This is a genomic window from Pseudarthrobacter enclensis (assembly GCF_030811655.1).
Taxonomy (GTDB): Bacteria; Actinomycetota; Actinomycetes; order Actinomycetales; family Micrococcaceae; genus Arthrobacter; species Arthrobacter enclensis_A.
The window spans coordinates 108,128-130,036 of the sequence record NZ_JAUSRE010000006.1 but is presented as its reverse complement, the minus strand read 5'-3'; the positions used below and the strand labels follow the sequence as shown (position 1 = coordinate 130,036).

General features: G+C 64.1%; 26 protein-coding genes. 12 read left to right on the top strand and 14 right to left on the bottom strand.

The window, feature by feature from the left end; translation table 11 throughout:
* The first annotated feature begins 23 nt into the window (after nucleotides 1–23).
* The 4 genes from nrdH (at nucleotide 24) to nrdF (ending at nucleotide 4,049) form a co-directional block, all read left to right on the top strand.
* Nucleotides 24–269, top strand: a complete 246-nt coding sequence (gene nrdH / locus J2X98_RS07700; RefSeq protein WP_108600540.1) for a glutaredoxin-like protein NrdH — start codon at nucleotides 24–26, stop codon at nucleotides 267–269.
* Nucleotides 270–353: 84 nt separating this feature from the next.
* Nucleotides 354–824 (top strand): class Ib ribonucleoside-diphosphate reductase assembly flavoprotein NrdI, encoded by a 471-nt coding sequence (gene nrdI, locus J2X98_RS07695; protein WP_141946362.1) that lies wholly within the window; start codon nucleotides 354–356, stop codon nucleotides 822–824.
* Between the two features lie 20 nt (nucleotides 825–844).
* Complete coding sequence (gene nrdE, locus J2X98_RS07690; RefSeq protein WP_141941727.1) at nucleotides 845–2,965, top strand: class 1b ribonucleoside-diphosphate reductase subunit alpha; 2,121 nt, start codon at nucleotides 845–847, stop codon at nucleotides 2,963–2,965.
* A gap of 109 nt (nucleotides 2,966–3,074) precedes the next feature.
* Nucleotides 3,075–4,049 (top strand): class 1b ribonucleoside-diphosphate reductase subunit beta, encoded by a 975-nt coding sequence (nrdF, locus tag J2X98_RS07685; protein ID WP_018769429.1) that lies wholly within the window; start codon nucleotides 3,075–3,077, stop codon nucleotides 4,047–4,049.
* Nucleotides 4,050–4,203: 154 nt separating this feature from the next.
* Here the strand turns inward: nrdF and J2X98_RS07680 are convergent, their stop codons facing one another.
* Together J2X98_RS07680 and J2X98_RS07675 are read right to left on the bottom strand one after the other, a co-directional pair.
* Nucleotides 4,204–4,401 (bottom strand): DUF4230 domain-containing protein, encoded by a 198-nt coding sequence (locus J2X98_RS07680; RefSeq protein WP_307306267.1) that lies wholly within the window; start codon nucleotides 4,399–4,401, stop codon nucleotides 4,204–4,206.
* Nucleotides 4,388–4,525, bottom strand: a complete 138-nt coding sequence (locus tag J2X98_RS07675; RefSeq protein ID WP_307306265.1) for a hypothetical protein — start codon at nucleotides 4,523–4,525, stop codon at nucleotides 4,388–4,390. The genes J2X98_RS07680 and J2X98_RS07675 overlap by 14 nt, the downstream gene beginning before the upstream one ends.
* A gap of 471 nt (nucleotides 4,526–4,996) precedes the next feature.
* Between J2X98_RS07675 and J2X98_RS07670 the strand changes: the two genes are divergently transcribed.
* Together J2X98_RS07670 and J2X98_RS07665 are read left to right on the top strand one after the other, a co-directional pair.
* The gene (locus J2X98_RS07670) at nucleotides 4,997–6,232 is read left to right on the top strand and encodes an alpha/beta hydrolase family protein (RefSeq protein ID WP_307306262.1); all 1,236 of its coding nucleotides are present in this window, start codon (nucleotides 4,997–4,999) and stop codon (nucleotides 6,230–6,232) included.
* 304 nt (nucleotides 6,233–6,536) lie between these two features.
* Nucleotides 6,537–6,935: a DUF7793 family protein gene (locus tag J2X98_RS07665; protein ID WP_307306258.1), complete on the top strand. Its 399-nt coding sequence runs from the start codon at nucleotides 6,537–6,539 to the stop codon at nucleotides 6,933–6,935.
* On the opposite strand, the gene J2X98_RS07660 is transcribed toward J2X98_RS07665, so the two are convergent.
* The gene (locus J2X98_RS07660; RefSeq protein ID WP_307306256.1) at nucleotides 6,932–7,105 is read right to left on the bottom strand and encodes a hypothetical protein; all 174 of its coding nucleotides are present in this window, start codon (nucleotides 7,103–7,105) and stop codon (nucleotides 6,932–6,934) included. The two genes, J2X98_RS07665 and J2X98_RS07660, sit on opposite strands and share 4 nt — an antisense overlap.
* A 399-nt stretch (nucleotides 7,106–7,504) precedes the next feature.
* Between J2X98_RS07660 and J2X98_RS07655 the strand changes: the two genes are divergently transcribed.
* Nucleotides 7,505–8,014, top strand: coding sequence for a hypothetical protein (locus J2X98_RS07655; protein WP_307306254.1), 510 nt, complete (start codon nucleotides 7,505–7,507; stop codon nucleotides 8,012–8,014).
* Nucleotides 8,015–8,276: 262 nt separating this feature from the next.
* Here J2X98_RS07655 and J2X98_RS07650 read toward each other — a convergent pair whose 3' ends face one another.
* On the bottom strand, nucleotides 8,277–9,128 hold the full coding sequence (locus J2X98_RS07650; RefSeq protein ID WP_307306251.1) for a hypothetical protein: 852 nt from the start codon (nucleotides 9,126–9,128) through the stop codon (nucleotides 8,277–8,279).
* 270 nt (nucleotides 9,129–9,398) lie between these two features.
* On the opposite strand from J2X98_RS07650, the gene J2X98_RS07645 reads away from it, so the two are divergent.
* Both J2X98_RS07645 and J2X98_RS07640 read left to right on the top strand, forming a co-directional pair.
* Nucleotides 9,399–10,337 (top strand): serine hydrolase, encoded by a 939-nt coding sequence (locus J2X98_RS07645; protein ID WP_307306248.1) that lies wholly within the window; start codon nucleotides 9,399–9,401, stop codon nucleotides 10,335–10,337.
* A gap of 139 nt (nucleotides 10,338–10,476) precedes the next feature.
* Entirely contained in the window at nucleotides 10,477–11,022 is a 546-nt protein-coding gene (locus tag J2X98_RS07640) for a hypothetical protein (protein WP_307306246.1), read from the top strand.
* A gap of 60 nt (nucleotides 11,023–11,082) precedes the next feature.
* On the opposite strand, the gene J2X98_RS07635 is transcribed toward J2X98_RS07640, so the two are convergent.
* The 3 genes from J2X98_RS07635 to J2X98_RS07625 form a co-directional block, all read right to left on the bottom strand.
* Nucleotides 11,083–11,670 carry a hypothetical protein gene (locus J2X98_RS07635; RefSeq protein ID WP_307306243.1) on the bottom strand — a complete coding sequence of 196 codons (588 nt, stop codon included), beginning with the start codon at nucleotides 11,668–11,670 and terminating at the stop codon, nucleotides 11,083–11,085.
* A 309-nt stretch (nucleotides 11,671–11,979) separates the two neighbouring features.
* The gene (locus J2X98_RS07630; protein ID WP_307306241.1) at nucleotides 11,980–12,534 is read right to left on the bottom strand and encodes a DUF3090 domain-containing protein; all 555 of its coding nucleotides are present in this window, start codon (nucleotides 12,532–12,534) and stop codon (nucleotides 11,980–11,982) included.
* Between the two features lie 60 nt (nucleotides 12,535–12,594).
* Nucleotides 12,595–13,080 carry a hypothetical protein gene (locus tag J2X98_RS07625; RefSeq protein WP_307306238.1) on the bottom strand — a complete coding sequence of 162 codons (486 nt, stop codon included), beginning with the start codon at nucleotides 13,078–13,080 and terminating at the stop codon, nucleotides 12,595–12,597.
* A gap of 207 nt (nucleotides 13,081–13,287) precedes the next feature.
* On the opposite strand from J2X98_RS07625, the gene J2X98_RS07620 reads away from it, so the two are divergent.
* A complete protein-coding gene (locus J2X98_RS07620) occupies nucleotides 13,288–14,091 on the top strand; it encodes a glycosyltransferase family A protein (protein WP_307306235.1) in 804 nt (267 codons plus the stop codon).
* Here the strand turns inward: J2X98_RS07620 and J2X98_RS07615 are convergent.
* The 4 genes from J2X98_RS07615 to J2X98_RS07600 all read right to left on the bottom strand — a co-directional run bounded on the left by J2X98_RS07615 (nucleotide 14,045) and on the right by J2X98_RS07600 (nucleotide 18,021).
* On the bottom strand, nucleotides 14,045–14,992 hold the full coding sequence (locus tag J2X98_RS07615) for an alpha/beta fold hydrolase (protein WP_307306475.1): 948 nt from the start codon (nucleotides 14,990–14,992) through the stop codon (nucleotides 14,045–14,047). The genes J2X98_RS07620 and J2X98_RS07615 overlap by 47 nt on opposite strands.
* Before the next feature lie 29 nt (nucleotides 14,993–15,021).
* Nucleotides 15,022–16,104 carry an alpha/beta hydrolase gene (locus tag J2X98_RS07610; protein ID WP_307306233.1) on the bottom strand — a complete coding sequence of 361 codons (1,083 nt, stop codon included), beginning with the start codon at nucleotides 16,102–16,104 and terminating at the stop codon, nucleotides 15,022–15,024.
* Nucleotides 16,105–16,135: 31 nt separating this feature from the next.
* Complete coding sequence (locus J2X98_RS07605; protein WP_141941708.1) at nucleotides 16,136–17,005, bottom strand: HNH endonuclease; 870 nt, start codon at nucleotides 17,003–17,005, stop codon at nucleotides 16,136–16,138.
* A 164-nt stretch (nucleotides 17,006–17,169) separates the two neighbouring features.
* Nucleotides 17,170–18,021 (bottom strand): universal stress protein, encoded by an 852-nt coding sequence (locus J2X98_RS07600; protein WP_307306229.1) that lies wholly within the window; start codon nucleotides 18,019–18,021, stop codon nucleotides 17,170–17,172.
* Nucleotides 18,022–18,124: 103 nt separating this feature from the next.
* Here J2X98_RS07600 and J2X98_RS07595 point away from each other — a divergent pair, with 103 nt between their 5' ends.
* Entirely contained in the window at nucleotides 18,125–19,582 is a 1,458-nt protein-coding gene (locus tag J2X98_RS07595; protein WP_307306225.1) for a DUF5129 domain-containing protein, read from the top strand.
* A gap of 21 nt (nucleotides 19,583–19,603) precedes the next feature.
* Here J2X98_RS07595 and J2X98_RS07590 read toward each other — a convergent pair whose 3' ends face one another.
* Nucleotides 19,604–19,876: a YegP family protein gene (locus J2X98_RS07590; protein ID WP_141941698.1), complete on the bottom strand. Its 273-nt coding sequence runs from the start codon at nucleotides 19,874–19,876 to the stop codon at nucleotides 19,604–19,606.
* A gap of 386 nt (nucleotides 19,877–20,262) precedes the next feature.
* Here J2X98_RS07590 and J2X98_RS07585 point away from each other — a divergent pair, with 386 nt between their 5' ends.
* Entirely contained in the window at nucleotides 20,263–20,616 is a 354-nt protein-coding gene (locus J2X98_RS07585; RefSeq protein WP_307306219.1) for a hypothetical protein, read from the top strand.
* A 42-nt stretch (nucleotides 20,617–20,658) separates the two neighbouring features.
* On the opposite strand, the gene J2X98_RS07580 is transcribed toward J2X98_RS07585, so the two are convergent.
* Both J2X98_RS07580 and J2X98_RS07575 read right to left on the bottom strand, forming a co-directional pair.
* On the bottom strand, nucleotides 20,659–21,126 hold the full coding sequence (locus J2X98_RS07580; RefSeq protein ID WP_307306472.1) for a GyrI-like domain-containing protein: 468 nt from the start codon (nucleotides 21,124–21,126) through the stop codon (nucleotides 20,659–20,661).
* Nucleotides 21,127–21,300: 174 nt separating this feature from the next.
* Nucleotides 21,301–21,753: a flavodoxin family protein gene (locus J2X98_RS07575; RefSeq protein ID WP_141941690.1), complete on the bottom strand. Its 453-nt coding sequence runs from the start codon at nucleotides 21,751–21,753 to the stop codon at nucleotides 21,301–21,303.
* Between the last annotated feature and the right edge of the window lie 156 nt (nucleotides 21,754–21,909).

Sequence of the window (21,909 nt, the reverse complement as noted above, 5' to 3'; positions counted from 1 at the left end):
TTTCAACTAAGGGGACAGCGACAATGACCGTAACGGTTTACACGAAGCCTGCTTGTGTTCAGTGCAACGCCACCTACCGTGCGCTCGATAAAAAGGGCATCACCTACCAGAGCGTCGACATCTCCCAGGACGCAGAGGCGCTTGAGCGCCTGAAGGCACTGGGCTACATGCAGGCTCCCGTTGTGGTCACCGACCAGGACCACTGGTCAGGCTTCCGCCCGGACAAGATCGAGGAACTGGCACTGGCCGCCGTTTCCTCCGTGGCCTAAGGTTTCCGCTTTTCCCGACAGCAACCAGCTGAGGTGACGTCCATGGTGGCACCGACAGCACAGCGTGACCACGCGGCTCAGCGCGTGGAGGCGTCCGCGCCGGCCAGTGCACAGGCTGATGCGGAGCCGGTCAGTACCGGCAGCCAGCTCATCTACTTTTCCTCTGCATCCGAGAACACCAGCCGCTTCGTCAGGAAGCTAGGCCGTGAGGTGGCCCGGATCCCGCTCTACGCGAAGGACGCACCCCTCCTCGCCACCCGGCCGTTCGTGCTGGTGGTGCCCACTTACGGTGGCACCGGGGGAGAAGGATCCGTTCCCAAGCAGGTCATCCGGTTCCTCAACAACCCGCAAAACAGGCAACTGCTGCGCGGTGTGATTGGTGCCGGCAACACGAACTTCGGGGACAACTACTGCATGGCCGGGGACATCATCGCCGCCAAGTGCAAAGTACCCCACCTCTATCGATTCGAACTTATGGGGACGCCGGAAGACGTCACCCGGGTCAACCAAGGATTGGACACGTTTTGGACACGACTGTCGCAGACACAGAAGTAACCAGGGCCCAGAAGCCTGAGATGCCCGCTGCCTACAAGGGGCTGGGCTACCACGAGCTGAACGCCATGCTGAACCTCTATGGTCCCAATGGCGAAATCCAGTTCGGCGCCGACCGCGAGGCTGCGCACCAGTACTTCCTGCAGCACGTGAACAACAACACCGTCTTCTTCCACGACCTGGAGGAGAAGCTCGACTACCTGGTGAAGAACCAGTACTACGAGCGCGAGACGCTGGACCAGTACACGATGAACTTCATCCGTGAACTGTTCAACCGCGCCTACAAGAAGAAGTTCCGCTTCGAAACCTTCCTTGGCGCCTTCAAGTTCTACACCTCCTACACGCTGAAGACCTTCGACGGCAAGCGTTTCCTGGAGCGCTACGAGGACCGCGTGTGCATGGTTGCACTGCACCTGGCCCGCGGCAACGAGCAGCTCGCCCTGCAGATGGTGGACGAGATCATCGAGGGCCGCTTCCAGCCGGCCACCCCCACGTTCCTGAACGCGGGCAAGAAACAGCGCGGCGAACTGGTTTCCTGCTTCCTGCTCCGCATCGAAGACAACATGGAGTCGATCGGCCGCTCCATCAACTCCGCCCTGCAGCTGTCCAAGCGCGGCGGCGGCGTAGCGTTCGCGCTGACCAACATCCGCGAAGTCGGCGCCCCCATCAAGCAGATCGAAAACCAGTCCTCCGGTGTCATCCCCGTGATGAAGCTTCTCGAAGACAGCTTCTCCTACGCCAACCAGCTCGGCGCCCGCCAGGGCGCCGGTGCTGTGTACCTGCACGCGCACCACCCGGACATCTACCGCTTCCTGGACACCAAGCGCGAGAACGCGGACGAGAAGATCCGCATCAAGACCCTCTCACTGGGCGTCGTCATCCCGGACATCACGTTCGAGCTGGCCAAGAAGGACGAGGACATGTACCTGTTCTCTCCGTACGACGTCGAACGCGTCTACGGCATGCCGTTCTCCGACGTCTCGGTCACCGAGAAGTACTACGAGATGGTGGACGATTCCCGGATTAAGAAGACCAAGATCAAGGCGCGCGAGTTCTTCCAGACCCTCGCCGAGATCCAGTTCGAGTCCGGCTACCCGTACATCATGTTCGAGGACACCGTGAACCGGGCCAACCCGATCGACGGCAAGATCATCATGTCCAACCTGTGCTCGGAGATCCTCCAGGTCTCCCAGCCCACCACGTACAACGATGACCTGTCCTACGCGGACACCGGCAAGGACATCTCCTGCAACCTGGGCTCGCTGAACATCGCCAAGACCATGGACTCGCCCGACTTCGGCCTCACCATTGAGACCGCCATCCGCTCGCTGTCCGCCGTCTCGGACATGTCCAACATCACCTCGGTGCCGTCCATCGCCAAGGGCAACGACCAAAGCCACGCAATCGGCCTGGGCCAGATGAACCTGCACGGCTACCTGGCGCGGGAGCGGGTCCACTACGGCTCCGAAGAGGGCCTGGACTTCACCAACATCTACTTCTATTCCGTGGTGTACCACGCCGTCCGGGCCTCCAACCTGCTGGCCATCGAAACCGGCCAGACATTCGGCGGCTTCGAGAAGTCCAAATACGCCTCGGGCGAGTTCTTCGACAAGTACACGGAGCAGGAATGGGTGCCGCAGACCGAGAAGGTCCGCGAGCTCTTCAAGAACGTGCACATCCCCACGCAGGCTGACTGGCAGGCGCTGAAGGCTTCCGTCATGGAGCACGGCATCTACAACCAGAACCTGCAGGCAGTGCCTCCCACCGGCTCGATCTCCTACATCAACAACTCCACCTCCTCAATCCACCCGGTGGCGTCCAAGATCGAGATCCGCAAGGAAGGCAAGCTGGGGCGTGTCTACTACCCGGCGCCGTACCTGACCAACGACAACCTGGAGTACTACCAGGACGCGTACGAGATCGGCTACGAGAAGGTCATCGACACCTACGCCGCGGCCACCCAGCACGTGGACCAGGGCCTGTCGCTGACGCTGTTCTTCAAGGACACCGCCACCACCCGCGACATCAACAAGGCCCAGATCTATGCCTGGAAGAAGGGCATCAAGACCATCTACTACATCCGTCTCCGCCAGCTCGCGCTGGAAGGGACCGAGGTAGAGGGTTGCGTCTCCTGCATGCTGTAGCCCCGGTGGTCGATCCTGTCGAGACCAAAGCTTGAGTACGACGGCGGGTGCCCGCCCGCCGTCGTACGCTTTTACTTAGAGAAAACCCACCCAACGCATAGGGGATGACATGACCGAGAAGGTCAAGCTGCTGAGCCACGTCGAGGCCATCAACTGGAACCGCATCCAGGACGACAAGGACGTGGATGTCTGGAACCGCCTGGTGAACAACTTTTGGCTGCCCGAGAAGGTCCCGCTGTCCAACGATGTCCAGTCGTGGAATACGCTGACGCCGGCCGAGCAGCAGCTGACCATGCGCGTGTTTACCGGCCTGACCCTGCTGGACACCATCCAGGGCACTGTCGGTGCAGTTTCGCTGATCCCGGATGCGCTGACCCCGCACGAGGAAGCCGTGTACACGAACATCGCGTTCATGGAGTCGGTGCACGCCAAGAGCTACTCCTCCATCTTCTCTACGCTGGCCTCCACAAAGGAGATCGACGAGGCGTTCCGCTGGTCCACCGAGAACGAGAACCTTCAGAAGAAGGCGCAGATCGTCATGGACTACTACCAGGGCGACGACCCGCTGAAGCGGAAGGTGGCCTCCACGCTGCTGGAGAGCTTCCTGTTCTACTCGGGCTTCTACCTGCCCATGTACTGGTCCTCGCGCGCCAAGCTGACGAACACGGCCGACCTGATCCGCCTCATCATCCGCGATGAGGCCGTACACGGCTACTACATCGGCTACAAGTTCCAGAAGGGCCTGGAGAAAGTCTCCGAGGAGCGCCGCCAGGAGATCAAGGACTACACGTTCGAGCTGCTCTTCGAGCTGTACGAGAACGAAGTCCAGTACACGCACGACCTGTACGACGGCGTGGGCCTGGCTGAAGACGTCAAGAAATTCCTGCACTACAACGCCAACAAGGCCCTGATGAACCTGGGCTACGAGGCGATGTTCCCTGCGTCCGTCACCGACGTGAACCCCGCCATCCTCTCAGCGCTGTCCCCGAACGCCGACGAGAACCACGACTTCTTCTCCGGCTCCGGCTCCTCCTACGTGATCGGCAAGGCCGTGAACACCGAAGACGAGGACTGGGACTTCTAGCATTTTCTCTTCTGCAGCTGCCTGCGTAAGAATCTGCTGTTAAGCAAGAATGATGATCCCGCGCGCTGAAGCGTGCGGGATCATTTTCTGTTAAAGGAACGTGGTTTTCAGTCCAGGTGAGCTGAACATGCCAGTCACCATAACCTTGGTGTTCTCACTGGCCTTGCGTCCGCAGCTCCGATTCCTCCGCAGCAGCGGTCATCTTCGCCTCGCCGAGTTTGATGAATTGCGCCTGTTGAGGAGGTTCGATTGCATCTGAAATCGCATCGACTACACCACGATTTTGGCTGAAAACATAGGATCGGTCGTGGTTCAGGTTGGGCTTGGCGAGCTGGGCGTCAGGCAATCCCACTGTTGCCGGGTTGCCGTCGGAGGACAGTCCGGTCTCTGTCTTCGGCGTGGCCCTCGCTGATATTCACGGGAAAGTCCTTGACCAGGACCAGGCCCATGCCCTGGTCTACGGGGGCTGGCTTCATAAAGAACCGCCACACAGGCGAAGACTGCCATAGCCTTGCCGACGCCTGAATGGCTTCTCTGGCCGACAGTGTCCTAACCGCGGACATTGAGGGGCGCCAGGAGTACGACGCCCTAGTCGCGTGGTCCCTGGAGAAATCCAACGCGTCGCCGGGACAAGTCGTGAGGACGTTTGACTACATACGGGTTAAAGCGGTTCGGGTGGCCATGAAAGTCGCCCAGAGGCGCCGCGAGGTCGGCCAGCTCGACTTCCTTTATTAGGCGGCAGGTCATGAAGAAGTACCCAGCCGCAGGACCGCCCGCACTCGAGGTGGACGTCGAGCGGCGGCCGCCTGCCCGTCGCGTGCATGGTGAGGTGGCGTTCGAACCCTCTGGACTCGGAACATCAGGACGGCGCAGCCGCGCAGTCCTGCGCCTGGGTGATGCCCCGTCGGGTGATCGGGACCGGACCCCGCGTCCCTTAGGATCCTGGCATGGGAGAAGTCGCAAGAAGTAGGCAGCAACGCCGGTGGGTGCGGTGGGTTCTCTTGATCGCGCTCATCCTCGTTGTCGTAGTCAGCGGCTACTCTGGTTACGTCGCGATCCGGGCCGCGCAGCCGGTCACACTGCCTGTTCCGACTGGCCCCTACGAGGTCGGTCGGACCCTTTTTGAATGGACCGACAGCACCCGCACGGATCTGCTCGCCGCGCAACCGGGTAAGCCACGGGAGCTGTCCGTCTGGCTCTGGTATCCGGGTGTCCCCGGCCCCGGTGCGCAGCACGCTCCCTACACGCCGGGCGCTTGGGCAGGATTGCATGTGGGCGGGGCGGCCGGTCTTGGCGAAACCAGCTTCGCCGACGTTCGCGACCACTCATACGCCGACGTTCCGGTCGCCCCGGGCAGGTTCCCCGTTGTCGTGCTTGAACCGGGCATGGGCTTGGCCGCGCCACAATACACGACGCTCGCGGAAGACTTGGCCAGCCATGGCTACCTGGTCGCCGGCGTCACCCCTACCTACAGTGCGAACCTAACCGTCCTGAACGGACAGACGGTATCCGCCACGGATGCGGGTCAACCACCGACGACCGGCACCGCGAACGAACACGCGGGCGAAGCTCAGGCCGCTGGCGACCGGCTGGTCGCCGTCTGGGCGGCCGACGACCAGTTCGCCGCTACGCGCCTTGCGGCACTAAACGCCAGTGGCCGCTTCGCCGGGCACATCACCGTCGGCACGATCGTCTATGCCGGCCACTCCTTCGGCGGTGCCGCCGCGTTGGAGGCGTGCCGCACGGACCCACACTGCGCCGGCGCGGCCGACCTCGACGGCACCCAGTACGGCGCGGTCGTCGATGCCGGGCTCGCCAAGCCAATGATGCTCATCGGCAGCCAGAACTCCTGCATAACCGGCGCCTGCCAACCGGCGGACGTCGGCAGCCAGACCAGTCGGGACACCGCACGGACGCTGCTGGCCGCCAGCACCGGGGGCGCCTGGTGCTACACGATAACCGGAGCCCAGCACTTTAATTTCAGCGACTACGGCAGCTACTACCTCGCCGCACCTATCCGGTCCCAAGTCCCCCTCGGTCCTATTGACGGCGTCGAAGCGCTCACCATCACCAACGCTTACCTGAGCGCATTCGTCGACCACGTCGCCCAGGGGCGGCCCGAACCGCTGCTGACTGGCCACCCGCCATATCCCCAGGTCGACGTTCAGCACACCCCATCCTGAGCCGATCAACCTCCACCAGCGGCAACTCGAACGCCAAGCGCGGAAGTCCCGTCCGCATTTCGACGGCTGCGACCGGAAGGGACCAGCTTCGATCACAGAGCTGAACCGCTGCGGCGCGACCTAACCCGCACCGTGACGCAGTTCGCGCGTTGGTTCCGAGAACCAAGATGCGTGGCAATCTACATGCTGGCTGGTGGTGATCCGCTGGTGCTCGCACAGGGATGCGGCTGGTGTGCGACGTCGACCTAAGTGCGCCAAAGGGCTACGGTCGATAATGGGTCGGGAGCCAAGGGCAGGGGACGGCATGAGCAAAGTGGACATCAAAGGCAAAGGCACGTTGGAGTTGTCAGGTGGAGTCCTTCGCTTGCGCTGGAAGCGAGGGGCATGCATAGGCATCGACGTAGCCACGGCCGCCCTGGAGGCCATCGCCACTCTGGGCCATGGCGCCAGGTTGCCGATGTTGGTCGACATTCAGGGAGTGACCCATTCCGCGGCCGCTCGAAAAGTCTTCCCCGACTCGTCCAGCGTTTCTCGCATGGCGCTTTTGGGTTCCTCTCCTGTTGATCGGGCGGTTGCCATGTTCCGCTTGCCCCTAGTGCCAGCCGGGTTCCCGATCAGATACTTCACATCTGCGGACAGCGCGCTGGCGTGGCTGCTGGAGGCCTCGGGGGAGTCGGATACGGAGCCGGGCAACAACCACTAGGCGCCGTTCTCATCCAAGCCGGAATCGGATCTCCCCGTCCTGGACGGTTCCTGCAGCTTGCGTCCGCGCCCCCGTCGGGCTGTCGTCAGGGACACCAAAAGGGTCAGGATGGTGCCCATCCAGGCAAGCCCGGTGAGGAACACCAAGCTGATTGCCACTAAGGGGTGCATGGCGAAAGTCTAGGACTGGAGGACGGGCATGGGCGGGCGAAACTCCGTGCGGTCAGCGCCTGAATTCCTGCAGGCAGGATAGTTAATGGCTGCCCGCTTGTCCTCCTTGTGGGAGGCGCTGTTCATTCAGGTGATCTCGTGGGACGGCGAAGCGGATTGCGTCGATTCCGGTTCCCGAGGTCGAAGCCGCGGACGGTTGACCTGTAGGAAGGGGCTCTTTGCCAAGATAGGGTAGGGCGCGCTGACCCCAACAGCCCGGCACGGGCGTAGGTTGGAGAGTACGGGAGCCTCCGCTTAGCGGGTTGCCCCAAGATGCAGGGACTGGCTGGGAGCCCTCCCCTCAGCGCCGCAATCTGTCGGCGATTTTGCTTCACCTCGTGTCCTATTCAGGAGACAACCTTGTTCAAGCGCATTCTGGCGATTCTCGCCGCCGTCTTTACGGCAATCCTCCTCTTCGGTGCCCCGGCCCAGGCCGCACCACCCAACGGCAACCCGCACTTCATTAAGAACGCGACCAGCGCGTCCTTATCCGGCTCAAGCCTCGTCGTTTCCTTCAAGGAGACCGGCTTGCCTTCTGGGGCTTCGGAGTACGTTACTGCCTCAGCCGACTTCAGTGGGACCTACCAGTGTCTCAATAAGGCAGGGCACAACCCGTCCGACATCAAGAAGACAGTCACCGACGTCCCCGTGTACGCGAGCGGATATTTCACGGCGGACAAGAACGGCAACATCGTCGGGTCGCTGACACTGACCCCTGCGGCGCCTGCCACTGTCCTGGATTGCCCGTCAGGCCAGACCGCCACACTGACCGCATGGTCCTACACCAATGTGGTTGTCACTGACAATACCAGCGGGGCATCCCTGGCCATCAGCGGCACCTTCAGTGGGGGAACCCGCGTAGTCCGCTAACGGTAAGGGAAGGTATTTCGAGAAGGCCCGGCGCTCACCCGCTGGGCCTTATCGTTGCACGATGCAGCCCGATGGGCAGCCGACATTATCCGGGGGCCGGGGACCTGCGGCGTCCGCAGCTGAATTCTGCACTGATCCTTCGGGCGTCGCCAAAGCAGCCCCTCCCTGAAGTTGCTCCACTGTGTACCAACTCCCCAAGAGCGAACCAGCAGGTGCGCAAGCCCTCACACAGGTATTGGTGCCGCCGGCATGGCAGACTGGCTTACTTGGCAGCACCGCCGGCGCTCGCCGTCGTGAGGCCGGGGCCTGCCGGTATATCGCTTCCGTAAGCGGCGCTGCTTGCGGTGGGCGAAGGGGCGGCCTGGGTTGGACCAACTGAGGGCTGCGATAACGCTGTGCCTGCAGGGGTTGTCTGTTTCGGGCTGGCCTTGCTCGTGGGAGTGGCTGAGGCTGTAACGGGGCTGGTGGACTCCGGAGTCGGAGTGGTGCCGGCGTCGGCGGCCTTGGAGCTGGGCTGCGCGCCCGGCACCGGGGTGGAGCGGGTGTTCGCCCCATTCGAGGCCACTTGCGAGATGCCCGTTTGAAGGGCGGCGGTGCCGCTCGAGAGGCTCATGCCGGTTGCCGCCTGAACGCCGAGAACGGATCCCAGGCCGACCACGAAGATGGCGAAGATGGCTGCTGTTCCTGCGGCTGCCATTCGGGCCCGGTTGGTCACGGACCGGCGTTGTTGGGTACCTGGAGCAGCTTCATTCCCTTCCCCGGGCAGGGGGCTTGCGGACACTTTGCTGGAGTTTGCCCGGATGATGCCGGCAGTGTCTGCGGCCATTTGCGGACTGGCCTTGGTTTCCTCCGGGCCGCGGCGGGGCACAACGCGTTTGAGCTGCTCGTGACTCTTCTCCAGGGAGGCGCGGAACAGGGGGACTGCAACGGCGGACACGACGCTGAGGATGAAAGCCCCAACCACTGTCCCGCCAAGCCCGAGCTGGCCGCCGATGACGGACGCTACGGCGGCCGCACCCCCACCCGCAATAACTTGGATTGGGCTCAAATCAAGGCCACGCTTCGTCTTGGGGGCGTTCACGGCGGTTGCTTCGGATGTGACGTTCTTATTCATGGTTCCCGGTTATGTCTGTGCACGGTTTCAGGCGGGGCGGCCGGCCTGCTGTCAGGTACGCCGGCTGCGTCGCGCTTCACCCTAAGGGTTCCATGCGTACCTGGGAGTTCCGGCCAACCGCAGCGGGAACGTAACCAATGCCACAGCACTCAAGGGCGTCCTCGCGGTCAAGGCGGCATGATTGCCGCTGACGGGACCCGCGGTGTTCCGGTGGCGTGTCAAGCGGCTGTTCACAGTGGATTCATAGCAGCCCTTGTTATGTTCTCGATCGTGAATCCTACCCGCCACCGGACCCGCTCCTACCGCCGTGCCAGAGCTCTGATCCTCGCCGCCGCCCTGGCCACTGTGGTCATTTTCCTGCTCCAGCTCGTCCCTCAGCCGGGAGCGGCAGTCAAGGCGGGCGCGGCAGTCGGCAGCAGAAACACAGGGGGCGCGGGGGCATCTGCCGGTAGTGCCCCGGGCCGGAATAAAAGTACCGCCGGTTCCGGGGCCAACGCTTCCAGCACCGCTGCCCCGGTGGCGGGTGATGAAACCCCGGACGCAAGCATTAACGCTGTCATCCAGGCCAACAGCCAGTATCAGGTTGGGGTTGCCCTCCTCGATCTGAACACCGGTGCCCTGAAGCAGTACGGCGTTGAAGCTCCTTTCGAAGCCGCAAGCACCGCCAAGGTTCTGACGGCTGTGGCTTATTACGAGATGGTGGAGGCAGGACAGGCATCCCTCGACGATCCGATGGGTGATTACACGTCCGGTTTCCAGCTGCGGGAGATGATCCAGGACAGCGACAATGATTCCTGGACGCTGCTGGCGAACGCCGTGGGCAATGCCACTCTTGAAGCGGATGCAGCGGCTATCGGCGTGACCTACGATTCGGCGGGCAACACCCTTGCCACCGCCGGCATGGCACAAATTCTGGGCGACCTCTACGACGGGAAGCTGCTCAACCCGGAACATACGCAACAGCTGCTCTCCTATATGCAGAACACCAACAACGAGGATCTGATCCCGGCGGCCCTGCCCGCAGGGGTGACTGTGTACCACAAATACGGGCTGCTCGATGGTGAACTGCATGACGCCGCGATCCTGACCACTCCTACCCATAGTGTGGTCCTGGTGATTTACACCAAAAGCGATGACCTCACGGATGTCCCGCAGCGGACCGCGATGATTCACGACATTACGTCTGCCGTGGCCAAGGTCCTGAGCTGATTTCCCCGGGGCCGTCGGGTCAGGTCCCTGTCCCCATAGTTTCGCAGGGAGAACGCGAACGCTGCCAGGGATGGAAGGCCGCGGCGCTGCATACGGACAGGACGTAGCGGAGGGAAGGGTCCGTGCCTAGGATGGCGCCATGAGGAAGTGGGGCGGGATGCATCCTGCGCTCCGTGCCGTTTTGGTGGGCGTCCTTGCCTGCGCCGTCATTTTGGCGGCGGGTTTCTTCGCCGGGGCCAGTCCCGACGACGCAATCTCCAATGCGGTCTTCTACGCGTTGTTGATCGGTGGTGGCCTGTTTTTTATGACCAGCCAGTTTCCGGCGGCAGGCCCCACGCTGAATGGGAGCGGCAAGCCTGTCATCTTCCTGCGGTTCCGCGACTCACCGCCAGGCTCGTTGGGCAGCATCTGGCAGATGGGGATCGCCAGCGCCGGGCCGGCCCGCATCGATTTCCAGCCGACCACGGAACGTAGTTTGATACCCAGCGGCCGCAGCAGGGCTTTTACCGGGCTGGGGGCCACCGGCGTCCCGGCGCGGAAGGCCAACCGCCATGACCATCAACAGGACGTGCCGCTGGATTTCTGGATCATCATTATGGACTCGGACAGTGGCGTCATTGAAATCGCGGCACGGCGGGACACGCTCCAACAGATCCAGCATGCCGTGGGCTCGGCTTCCCCATAGCCCTCACCATCAAGCCGCAGGCAAACGAGGTCCGGTACACCCAAGGTCTTCGAGAAACGTTCAACCCGGCGTACCCGCCCATGCCTGGTCACCGGTTACCCGCACTCCGCCCACGGCTCCCGTCCAGGGAGTATCGCCAATGGCTGGCAAGGAGAGGTGTGCCGAAACATAGCCCTGCTGAAGCGTGATGACCTCCGATGCGGACCCGGGGCAGTCCACCATGACCTCGACCGGCCAGAGCGTGACCTTCGGATTCTCCTGCCGTATGAAGATGGTGGCGTTGGGAGCACCTACGCAGGCGGCAGTAACCGTGTATCGACCCGCCACGGAAACCTGTTCTTTCGTGCCAAAGCCTTTGGCAGGACCGTCCAGCGGGCCCTCTTGAAAGAGGAGGACCGGACCGGGCACTGACGTCAGTAGCTCATTCAGGTCCTGATAGTTCCGCCGGCCGCGCTCAAGCACCGAAGGATCATCAGGTGCTGCAGCGGATACGGTGACCCGTTGCGGTTCCGTTCCGGCCGTCGCGTTAGGTGTGGGCGGGGCAGTTTGCTCTGCGTCCGGGTAGTCATAGGAGCAACCTGCTGTTCCCGTGAGGGGGAACAGCAGGCACAAAAGAACGCCGAGACGCCGGATGCCTTTCGTACCCACGTTTCCATGGTCGCCATGCCCGCGCTTCGAAGCAACCAGTAGCTGTGCTGGAAGCAGGGGCGATCTGCCTGGTACAGGAGGACGGGTCGGCGGCGGTTTGGGGGGCGGCATCCATACTCTTCCGGATGCGGTGGCCGCCGGCCCTGTCCTCATTGGTAAGCCCCTGCCCCAGCGGCAGGATCTTGCCTCCAAGGTAGGTCCCGTTCCCAAATGCCGGCCCACGTTCGCCGCAAAATTGGATCAAGACTGCCCCGCGGCTTGGGCCCACCGGGAGTCCCGGCCCGGCGGAAGCCGGGTCGGGAGGCAGCATCACACCTCGGGAGCAGCGCAGACGTGTCCGTCGGCGTCCATGGGGTATCCGCAGAGCGGGCACAGGGGCCGCCCGGCGCCCACCACCTCGCGCGTGCGCTTGGTGAATGCCCGGGCAGTGCCCACCGGCATCCGCACCAAAAGCATTTCGGGTACCTCATCGTTGTCCTGGTCAAGGGGATCGTCATCGGTGTCAGCCTCGACCTCGGTGAGCGGGTATGCCTCAATGACCACCTGCGCCGTCGTCGGGTCCCAGCCCAGGCTCATTGCACCGGTCCGAAACTGTTCCTGCACGTCTTCAAGCGGATCGTTGTCGACCAATTCGATGGGTGTACCGGTGGGAACGCTGAAGGGGTTGCCCTCAAGGGCGATGAGCTGGTCGAGAATGTCGTCTATTTTGTCGGCGAGCAGAGCCGATTGCTGCTTCTCGAGAGCTATGCTCACGAGCTGCGTCCCTGCGCGCACCTGCAAGTAGAACGTGCGCGCCCCGGGAATACCGATGGTGCCAATGACGACGCGGTCCGGCCAAGCAAACTCGTGAACAAGTGTAGGCATGTCAGTATTTTAGGCAGGACGAGCCTCAGGGCACCGTCCGCCGTGCCCGCACCGCAAAACTCAGGCAGCACGCAGGTGGGCCAGCACCAGTCCCACGGGAATGCTGACGGCCACCACAGCCACCAGGACCCGGTAACCCCAAAGAGCCCAATCCTGTTTTGGGCCGGGGCGGCCAACAGTCTGAAACATCATTACGAGCGCTGCAACCAGCAGCGCACCGCCGGCATCAACAACCCAGGGGTTGCCGGCCAAAGTCCCGCCGATCACAGCCGCGGATGCGCTGTTCCACGCCACCAGCTCCGCAACGGCCTTCCGGTCCACGAAGCGTCGTGGCGCCAGGAAGTATTGGCTTATGCCCAGGGCGCCTTGTGCCACTCCACCGACCAACACAAGGTACGCTGCTGTCCAGGATCCATGCTCCAGATGCAGCGGGCTGGTTACTGCCGCAACGAGGCCGCCGCCCACAACACACAACAGGGCCACCGCGCCGAACGCGACCGCCCCCTTCTTCGACCCTTCCGGCTCCGCATGTGACGACTCGCTCATGCCGTCTAAGCTACTGCACTGCACTCCGCCAAAGCTCAGGGAGCCCGTTGCTCCAGTGATGAGCAGGACGAGCCAGTGGCAGCTCGAGCGGACCAACAACAGCTTGACCAGGCTCATCAGCCGGGTCCGTTCACGCTACCGCCGGTTTTCCCCCACCACAGCCGGCCTTCCGCCCGGACCGGGCCAAGGGCCGGTAGGCTGCGCGGTATGGATGCCGCCACTTTGATGTCGGTGGTCATTCCCGCACGGAATGACGCCGCCCAGCTGGAGACGTGCCTGGCCCTGCTGTCCGTGCAGACCAGGCCTGCAGACGAGATCATCGTGGTGGACAACTCCAGCAGCGATGACACAGCCGCCGTCTGCGCAGCCGCCGGGGTGAGGCGGTTGCCGGTGGACCTGCCCGGCATACCGGCGACGGCGGCTGCCGGGTTTGATGCCGCAGCCGGATCCATCATCGCCAGGATGGACACTGACTCGCGGCCGCCCCGGGACTGGCTGGAGCGCATTGGGCGGACCCTGGATGCCTCACCGCCCCTGACCGCCGTCACGGGCCCCGGGGAATTCTATGGGAGCAACGTCCTGGTCCGCCTGGTGGGGCTGCTGCTGCTCCGGGGCGGCTACTTCGGGGTCATCCGCTTCATGCTGGGCCACCCCCCCGTCTACGGATCCAACTTTGCGCTTCGGCGTGAGGTCTGGGCGGCCATCCAAACCACGGTGGTCCGGGACAACGCCATGGTCCATGACGACCTGGACATCTCCTACCGGCTGCCCCCGGACACGGATGTCATTTACGATCCCACATTGAAGGTGGGCGTATCCGCCCGTCCGTTTGCCACGTGGGCAGCGTTCCGCAAACGGATGGTCCTGTCCGTCGAAACTTTCCGCGTCGAGTTCCGGTACCAGCATCCGCTGCGTCGGCGGCTGGAGCGCTCCCGCCGCCGGCATGGTCACCGGCAGGCGGGGATCACCCCTCGTCCGCCTTGGCATAAAGGGCCAGCAGGTCGCGGCTGAGCTGGTGCGGCGACGTTTCACAGGGGCTGTGCCCGCCCCGGTAGACACCGATCCTGGCGCGGATGGCCTGGGCAAACAGGCGGTGGAGCTGGAGCGGCCACAGGTCGTGTTCGCCTACCGCCACGAACTTGGGAAGGGAAGCCTCGGCCAGCCGCTGCCGGACATCCGGAACGTTCTGCATGAGTGTGTAGATGTCCCGGACCGAGTCGCGGCGGGTGAAGCGGAAACGGGAATCCACAAACTTCTGCCGTCGAGGAGGAACGTGGACCGCCCTGCCGCTGCGGATGCCCCAGATCAGCAGGGCCGCACCGGCCCGCCCATTGACCCACGTGCTGAACCCGCCGATGCGGCTGACGCCCCTGAAGCTCTGGCCCGTCTCAGGCGGGCAGCTGAGCAGGGTAAGGGACCTGAAAAGTTCGGGGCGCTCCACATAAGCGAGCTGGGCGACGATCCCCGCGAAGGAATAGGCCACAACATGGGCAGGGGTATTGGTGCTCTCCAGCACCGCAACGAAGTCGTCTACGAAGAGCCGGTAGTCGTAATGCTTCCGGGGCGGCACAAGGTTCTCCGGGCCTGCTGCCGCCGACTGGTACTGGCCTGCCAGGTCGTAGGAGAGGGTAAAGTAGCCGGCGCTGGCGAGCTCCGGCATCATGAGTGAAAAGTCCTCTTTGGAGCCGGTGGCGCCGGGCACCAGCACAACAGAAGGATCATCAGGGTTTCCCAGGGCCATGGCGGCCAGCTTGCCGCTGGGAACGTCGAGGGTGCGGAGGACAGCTCCAGCCGGGGGAACGAACCAGTCGACGTCGCCCAGATCAGCATCCAGCAGCGCAGCGGCGTCAACACGGGCCGACCCGAACTCCTCAGGGTTGACCCCATCTTCTCTCTGGTCCGGTACCGCCATGTACCCAAGATAGTCCACGCCCACCACGCTTAGTCAGAGGCGGATGCGGGTGGTTGCGCCACATCCCGGACGAAGGCGTGCAAGCGCCGATACACTTCCTGGGATTCCGGGTAATGATAATCCTGTTGCCAGGTGTGTTCGGTGTTGGCGCTGTCCCACGGATAGATCACGGCATCCACCGGTACGCTGTGCTGTTGAAGCCGCTCAATGAAATTGACGTTCGCCTGATAGAAGTAGTCACGCTCCGACGTACTGACAAACACCGGCGGATGGTTCCCGTCCAGCCACTCAATCGGGGACAGGAAGCCCGCCGCGGCCCTGAGCCGGGCGGCCGTCGTGCCTGCCGGGGCCCGCCTGCGGCTGCCGGGCGCGGAAAGGTATGGTACCGGAGCGGCCGCTGGCAGGAGCATCCGGACGAAATTGAGGCTGAGGACAAACCCTGCCTCGAAGAACACGGAAAAGTCCACCACGCTGCAGTGCTGGACAAGCCCTCTGAGCTGCGCTGCCGGAACAGCGGGCTCCAGCGAGTAGTGCGCCGCCAGTTCGGGACGCAGGCTGGCAGCGGTGAGCAACGCAGCAATCTGCCCGCCGGCCGAGTCCCCGCCCAGGACCAGACGCCGGGGATCTCCGCCGTACCTGCCGATATTGGCGGCAACCCAGGCCAGGGCGGCGTTCGCATCCTCAAGCACGTGTCCCATTTGGAACCGGGGTGCGTGCCGGTAATTGACGTTGACCACAACCATGCCGCCCAGCACCTGGCTGGCGCAGTACTTGGTCAACGCAGCCTTGTCGCCGGATGTCCAGCCTCCGCCGTGGAAGTAGACGTAGACGGGAAGCGGCGCCCCGGGACTGACCCCTCCGCGGGGGGAGTCGGGTGCCGCACCCAGCGGCGCCAGGACGTCTAGGCGGTGGGCGCGGAGTCCGTCGCCCACGTAGTCGATGTCGTGGGTGTAGGCCACCTCGGTTATCGGATCTGTATTGAACCGCGCCTGCTCGCGTGCACTGACAGAATGCATCAGGAGCCGCCAGGTCCACACGGGGACGCGGCGCAGCGCATTCCGGGCGCTTCGTGCGAAGGGGAAGGCCCTGCCGGTGCGTGCGGCCAATGTCATCCCTGCAATTTTACCGCCGGTTACGGAAACCTTACGCCTGGCCGGCTTCGAGGATCCGCCGTGCATCCTCCTGTGCCTGGAGGACCGGGGCGGCTACCACGTCGCCCCTAAGGTGGCCCGCGCCGGAGATCATGCTTTGGAGTTCGGTGACGCTCAATGGCGGAGTGGCGCCATGCGCCACCGCGTGGCAGTTGCGGCAGAGCGGAACGAGGTCGGCGATGGGATCCAATTCATACCCGCCCTCAAGCATCGCCGGCGGTACCACATGGTGCACGGCAAGTGCTCCTGTGCCGGTTTCGCCGTAAGTGGATTCGAAGGAAAAGCCGCAGGCGGCGCATCTCGTGCCATGGAACGCAAGGCAAGCCCGCCGCGCGTCGGGGTCCCTCTCATACCGGTTCACCTGGATATTGCTGACTGCCGCAGGTGGAAGGCTTCCGCCAACCACCTCGGCCGGATCCGCCGTGGTCGGTCCCAGCTCGCGCCAGAGCCGGCGCAGGACAGGTACGTACGACGGCGGCAAGGTCACCAGGGCGGGCCCGGCCGCCTGGGCCCAGAGGTCCTTAGGGATAACGTTGCCAACGGTGCCGGCACGTATTTGTTCGCCCAGCGGGAGCAGGGCGTCGAAGGCGACGGCGACGAACCAGCCGGCGGCTTCGTGATCGCCGCCCGGGTCAACCCGGCAGGGCTGCGACATCACCAACCCGTGGCCCATCAGGCCGCTGCCCGCGTCATTGCTGCCGTGCACCAGGAGCCAGGCTTCGGTCCCCTCCTCCACATCGGGGCAGGAGTAGAGGGGCCAGCGCTTCAGTATCCCGCCGTGTAAGGCAACGTGCCCGACGGCGGCAGGGTAGCCCCAGCGGAGCAGGGCGTTTGTATCGCAGCCAAGAATTACCGCAGTCATTGAGCAGCGTTCCGTGGAGAGTGGACAAACCGGTGTTCAGGCGGCGTGGCGCCCATGGTCCAACCTCCTTGGCAGTGACTTCATGCGTCGTTTCATTCTTGCCTACGTTGTCATCACCGTCCACGAATGCGGGTTCCTGGTGGACCCACCATTCCGCTCCGGGATCAGCTGCCCCTGCGGGAGACGAGCACAGGTCCCTGGGCGTGGTGCAGAACGGCGTGCGCAGTGGAACCGATGGTCTCCTTGAGGACGCCGCTGCCTTGGGAACCCACCACCACCATCCGCGCTTCCTTCGAGGCTTCCAGGATGGCACGCGGGATGGACGTGTTTGTCAGTACCCTGCCGTCAACGCGAAGCCCGGGCGCCCTGGCACGGGCCTGGTTAAGGGCGGCTTCAAGGACCTTCCGGGCCTCCGTCCCTGCTTCGTGCGGGCCGCGCCGGGAGTAGCCGGGAGGGAGGTGCCGGACGTGGACCACCGTGAGGGGCGCCTTCAGCGCCGAAGCCAACCCGCAGGCGTCTTCCAGCACCGTGGGCGAACCTTCCGCGTCGACGGCGGCGACGACGGGGCCGTCCGGGTAGAGGTCCTGCCGGATCACGGCTACAGGGCAGGCAGCAGCAGCTGCAAGTTCCAGGCTCACGGAGCCTACCAGGAGCCCAAGGAAGCCGCCCAGGCCGCGGCTTCCCACCACCAGCAGCTTTTCCCCGGCGGAAATTTCAACCAGCAGCTTCGCGGGCAAGCCGTGGAGCAGGGTGCTTTTGATCTGAAGGCCCTCTGCTTCCGTGGCCGCATGCGCCACCCCTTCCTCAAGGACGGACCGGGCCGACTGTTCCAGGCCGCTGTTCGACACGCCCGGAACCGGACCGAGATGCCTGGTCAGCAGCGGCCACAGGGAACAATGCACCACATTCAGGGCCGAGCCAGTGGCACGCGCATGCCGCGCCGCCCAGCGAACGGCGGCTGCAGCCTCATCCGAGCCGTCGTAGCCGACTACGATGGCACCTGGGTCCTGCCTCATACGACTGCGCTCCCGCTAGGGCCGGGCTTCACCAGCGGGACCTTCGGCCCTTTGGCGGCCCCGCTCCCTGGTTCCATCCTGATTCTAAGTATTGGGGAGGGACATGGGCAGCGTGGTCAGCCGGATCGCCGCAATGATGCTTGCCGTCGCGGCCCTTCTCCTGGGGTTGGCGGCGCCAGGCGCGGCCGTGGCACCCGTCGCTGTTGTGGTGGAGGACACGGCCGGGGTGCTCGACCAAAAAACCCTGCTGCCCGCCGTCGAACGCATACAGTTCTACGAACCCACCAAGGTTGCCGTCTTCACCTACAACGGAACGGCGGAGGACAACCTGAATGAAGAGGTCCTGAAGTTCGCGCGGTCCCGGCATCCGGAGTGGATCAGCGCAGACGGTCAGAAATGGGCGGACGGGCTGTTCATTTTCGCGCTTGACCCGGTTGGCCGGCATGTGGGGACGTACATGGGCGAGGACCGGAAGGTGTCGCTGGAGCAGCGCAGCGACATCCAGGATGCGTCCAAGGAACTGTTCCGGGATGCACAGTGGACCGACGGCACGGTGGCCGGAATCCGCCGCGCGGCGGAGCTGATCAACCAGCCGTGGTACAGGTCGGCAGCGTTCCTGATCACAGCGTGGGTTTCCTTCGGACTCGTTGTCCTGGCGGCGGCCGCGTGGCTTGTTGTGCGCGCGGTGACCCGGGCGGCCTGCCGCAAACAGATCGAACGCGGGGACCGAAGCTATTCCAATGTCAGCATGGACCTGGACGTGACGGAACTCAATGCCGCCACCATCCCTGAAGAATCCCGCTACGGCAGCCAGGTCCTGGAGAAGCACAGGACCTTCCTCAGCCGGTATGCCGCTGCCACCGAGCTGTCCAACCAGGTGCATGCACTTGGCAAACGATCATTGAGCAGCCGGAAGAACCTCAGGCTTGCCCGGCAGTTTGCGGACAGTGCCGCCGAACTTGACGCGCTGGATGACGTCATCGCGGACAGCAACGCGCTGCTTAACCGCGCCGCCACGTGGCCAACCGCCTGGGACCGTCAACTCGCCCCCTTCCGGAAGGACCTGGCCGGACTGGAACAGCTCCTGGCCAAACGCCACGGGCAAGGGGATTCCGCCACGGCCACGGCCCTGCGGTCCTTCCGGGACGGGAGCCTGCGGGAGATAGAACAGTGGACGGCGGAACTTGCCGACGGCCGGATCACACCGGAAAAGGCCCTGGACCGGCTCTACGAGGCACGGACCCGGCTCTCAGGATTGCTGGAGAACCACGCTGAAACCGTGATTCAGGGGTTTGCCAGGAATGAGCGCGAGGCACGCCTGATGCGCGAACAGATGGATACCGCCCATGAGGGACTGGACCACCGCAGGGGAAGGACCTACGAACCGAGCATCCTGGGCACCGTGTATCCGTCGTACCAGTTTTTCACGGTAGCCACGTTCAGCTCCGGTTTTAACACCGGAGTGAGCAGCGTCAACTCAGCCAGAGGCGGTGGCAGCACCACCGGATACGGCAGCAGCGGTGGAAGCTTCTCCGGCTCCGGCAGTTCCTCGGGCTTTTAGCCCCTCCCCGGCTGCGCAGTGTCAGGCCGCCCCAAGGGCCCCCAGACGGCGGGAGGCCCGGCGCACTGCATACCGCGGGTGGGGTGCCGGAGCCAGGATAATTCCGGGAGGCGGCGGGGCAACGTCACGGATCAGTCCCGTCCCGGCACATTCCCGTACCTCGGCTATGGCTGCGGCCGCTGCCTGCTTATCAGTGAACTGCCCGGAAACCGCCAGGACATGCCCATCCGGCATGACCAGCCGGAACCGGATCTTGGATTCTTCATCAATAAACAGTTCGAACGTACCTGCCATATGCCTGTTCTCTCCTTCGCGATCCTGCCGCCGCCGACTTCATTGTCGGCGGCGGGCTGGCCGACTTCCCGTCCAGCAATCCGGGACGCACAACCCCAGCCACGGTGCATCTTCCGGCCCCACCACCCTCTCAAACCACGCCGCCCCGCTTTTAGGGACCAAAGTCCCTGATCGCCGCCGGCCCATGAGTTCGACCGGGCGTCAGGCGTCCGGCCGGCGCAGGCGGATCAATGGACAACAGGGCCTTCGCCGTCGTTGCCAGTCCCGAGGTTTGTGCGGGCTGGCGCCGGCGTCAGGCAGCCGGTGACCAAAGGCCCTGGCCCGCGGTCCCGGTCCTTGGCAGAATGCCACGTTGGAAGATGTTTGCGGTCCGCCGGGAGGAAGAAATGTCCACAACTGCCCGGCAGCCAAGCCACGGCGCGGAGGAACGGCTCCGGATTGAGCTCGAGGATGCCGCATCGCGGAAATGGTGGGCCCGCATCTTCTACACCCTCGGGTCCCAATACGGGCGGACGCAGCTGCAGTTCGTGGGGAGGACGGAGGACGGCACGCGGCTTTACGCCAGCGACACCTTCCCCGGGCCACCCCTGGACCGGACCCCTCCGCAAGAGGCCTGGGCTCCTGGCCTGGAGGCCAGCCTCAAGCAGTTGCGGCAGGAAATTGCCCGCGACGGATGGCAGGAGACAAGCCAAGGCACGCAGCCTTGGGAACTCACGTTTAGCCGCCGCAGGACGTCATAGCACCGGGCCCAGGCCCCGGACCCCGGTCACCCGGGACCCCCGTTAAGCGACGGGCCAGACAACCCGGGTCTGCCATGTAGCAGGATCCGGCTGCTGTTCGGGGTCGGTCAGGTAGTACTCCCACATGCTGTCGGCAGGCGCCGCCCCTTCGACCGCCATGCGTTCCCGGATGGCGTCGTATGTGGTGCCCAAAGTGTCGTACGGCCCCACGTGGACGGCTTCGAAGGCATCCGTGTCGGGAAGTGTGCCGCTGGCCACGTCGCCGGTACCGTGGAAGTTTCCCGCGACGGGAAACCCCGCCTCGACGTCAACGGTTTCGCCCGGCATTCCGTGGTAGCGCGCGAACGGCGGACCGGCAGGGCTGGCGCCTTGCGTCTGGACCGCCGCCATGACGGCACCAAAGGCCCGGCCGAAGAAACCCGTCAGCGCATCCATGGGAACCCGTTCACGGACCACAGCGACTGGTTGTTCGGTGATATGGATCTTTTGGGGCTGGTCATTTTCAGTCATGGCACCAGCGTGGACGTGCTGCCTGGCGGCTGACAGGGCCATAGGACCCTGGAAGGAACGCAGGTTGATCAGGCGGCGGCGTCGTACGCTTCCAGCATCGAGCCAGCCCCGCACCTCGGCGTCGAGCTGTGAAGTTTCCGTGAGCTCCAGGTGGTGCACCCGGAGGCAGCTTGCTCATGCCTTCCGGATGTCCAGCGACGCCGCAAGGTCGGCGGCCCACGCTGCCGCCCGCTCTTTCTCCCCATCGATCAGCGGGCCTTCGCTGCCTTTGACATAGAAAGCCATGGGGCCGCCCACGATGCTGGCGCCCGCGTCCGCGAGGGCTCTGGTCATCTTTTTCGCGGCATCACCATGAATGAACAGCTTTACCCTTGTGTCGAAGGCGGCGGCTTTCACTCCGGAGAGCCCGTGGCGGGCTAGGCCAGCCAGCGTTTCACTGATCCTGGCGGTTGGCTTCCAGCCGTTGATGGGGCTCCCGACGACGAGCAGGTCCCCCGGGTGCAGCGCGGCAGCATCAAAACCGTCAACTGGAACAGCGGCCGCGCTTCGCCCGAGATTGGCCGCCACGGCTTCGGCGATGGTTCTGGTGTTCCCATACGCGGTGTCATAAAGGATGACGGCTTTCATGAGGGGCTCCGGTTTGTCTGCGAATGTTTTGATGCCTCAACCTTGGTCCCGGATCCGGCCGCGGGGGCAGGGCCAAAAGTCATCCTTGGCCGGCGGCTGGCACAAGGCGGGGCCAAATGCCCTAGCCCGGCTGCCAGGACCCGGGTAGGTTCGGAT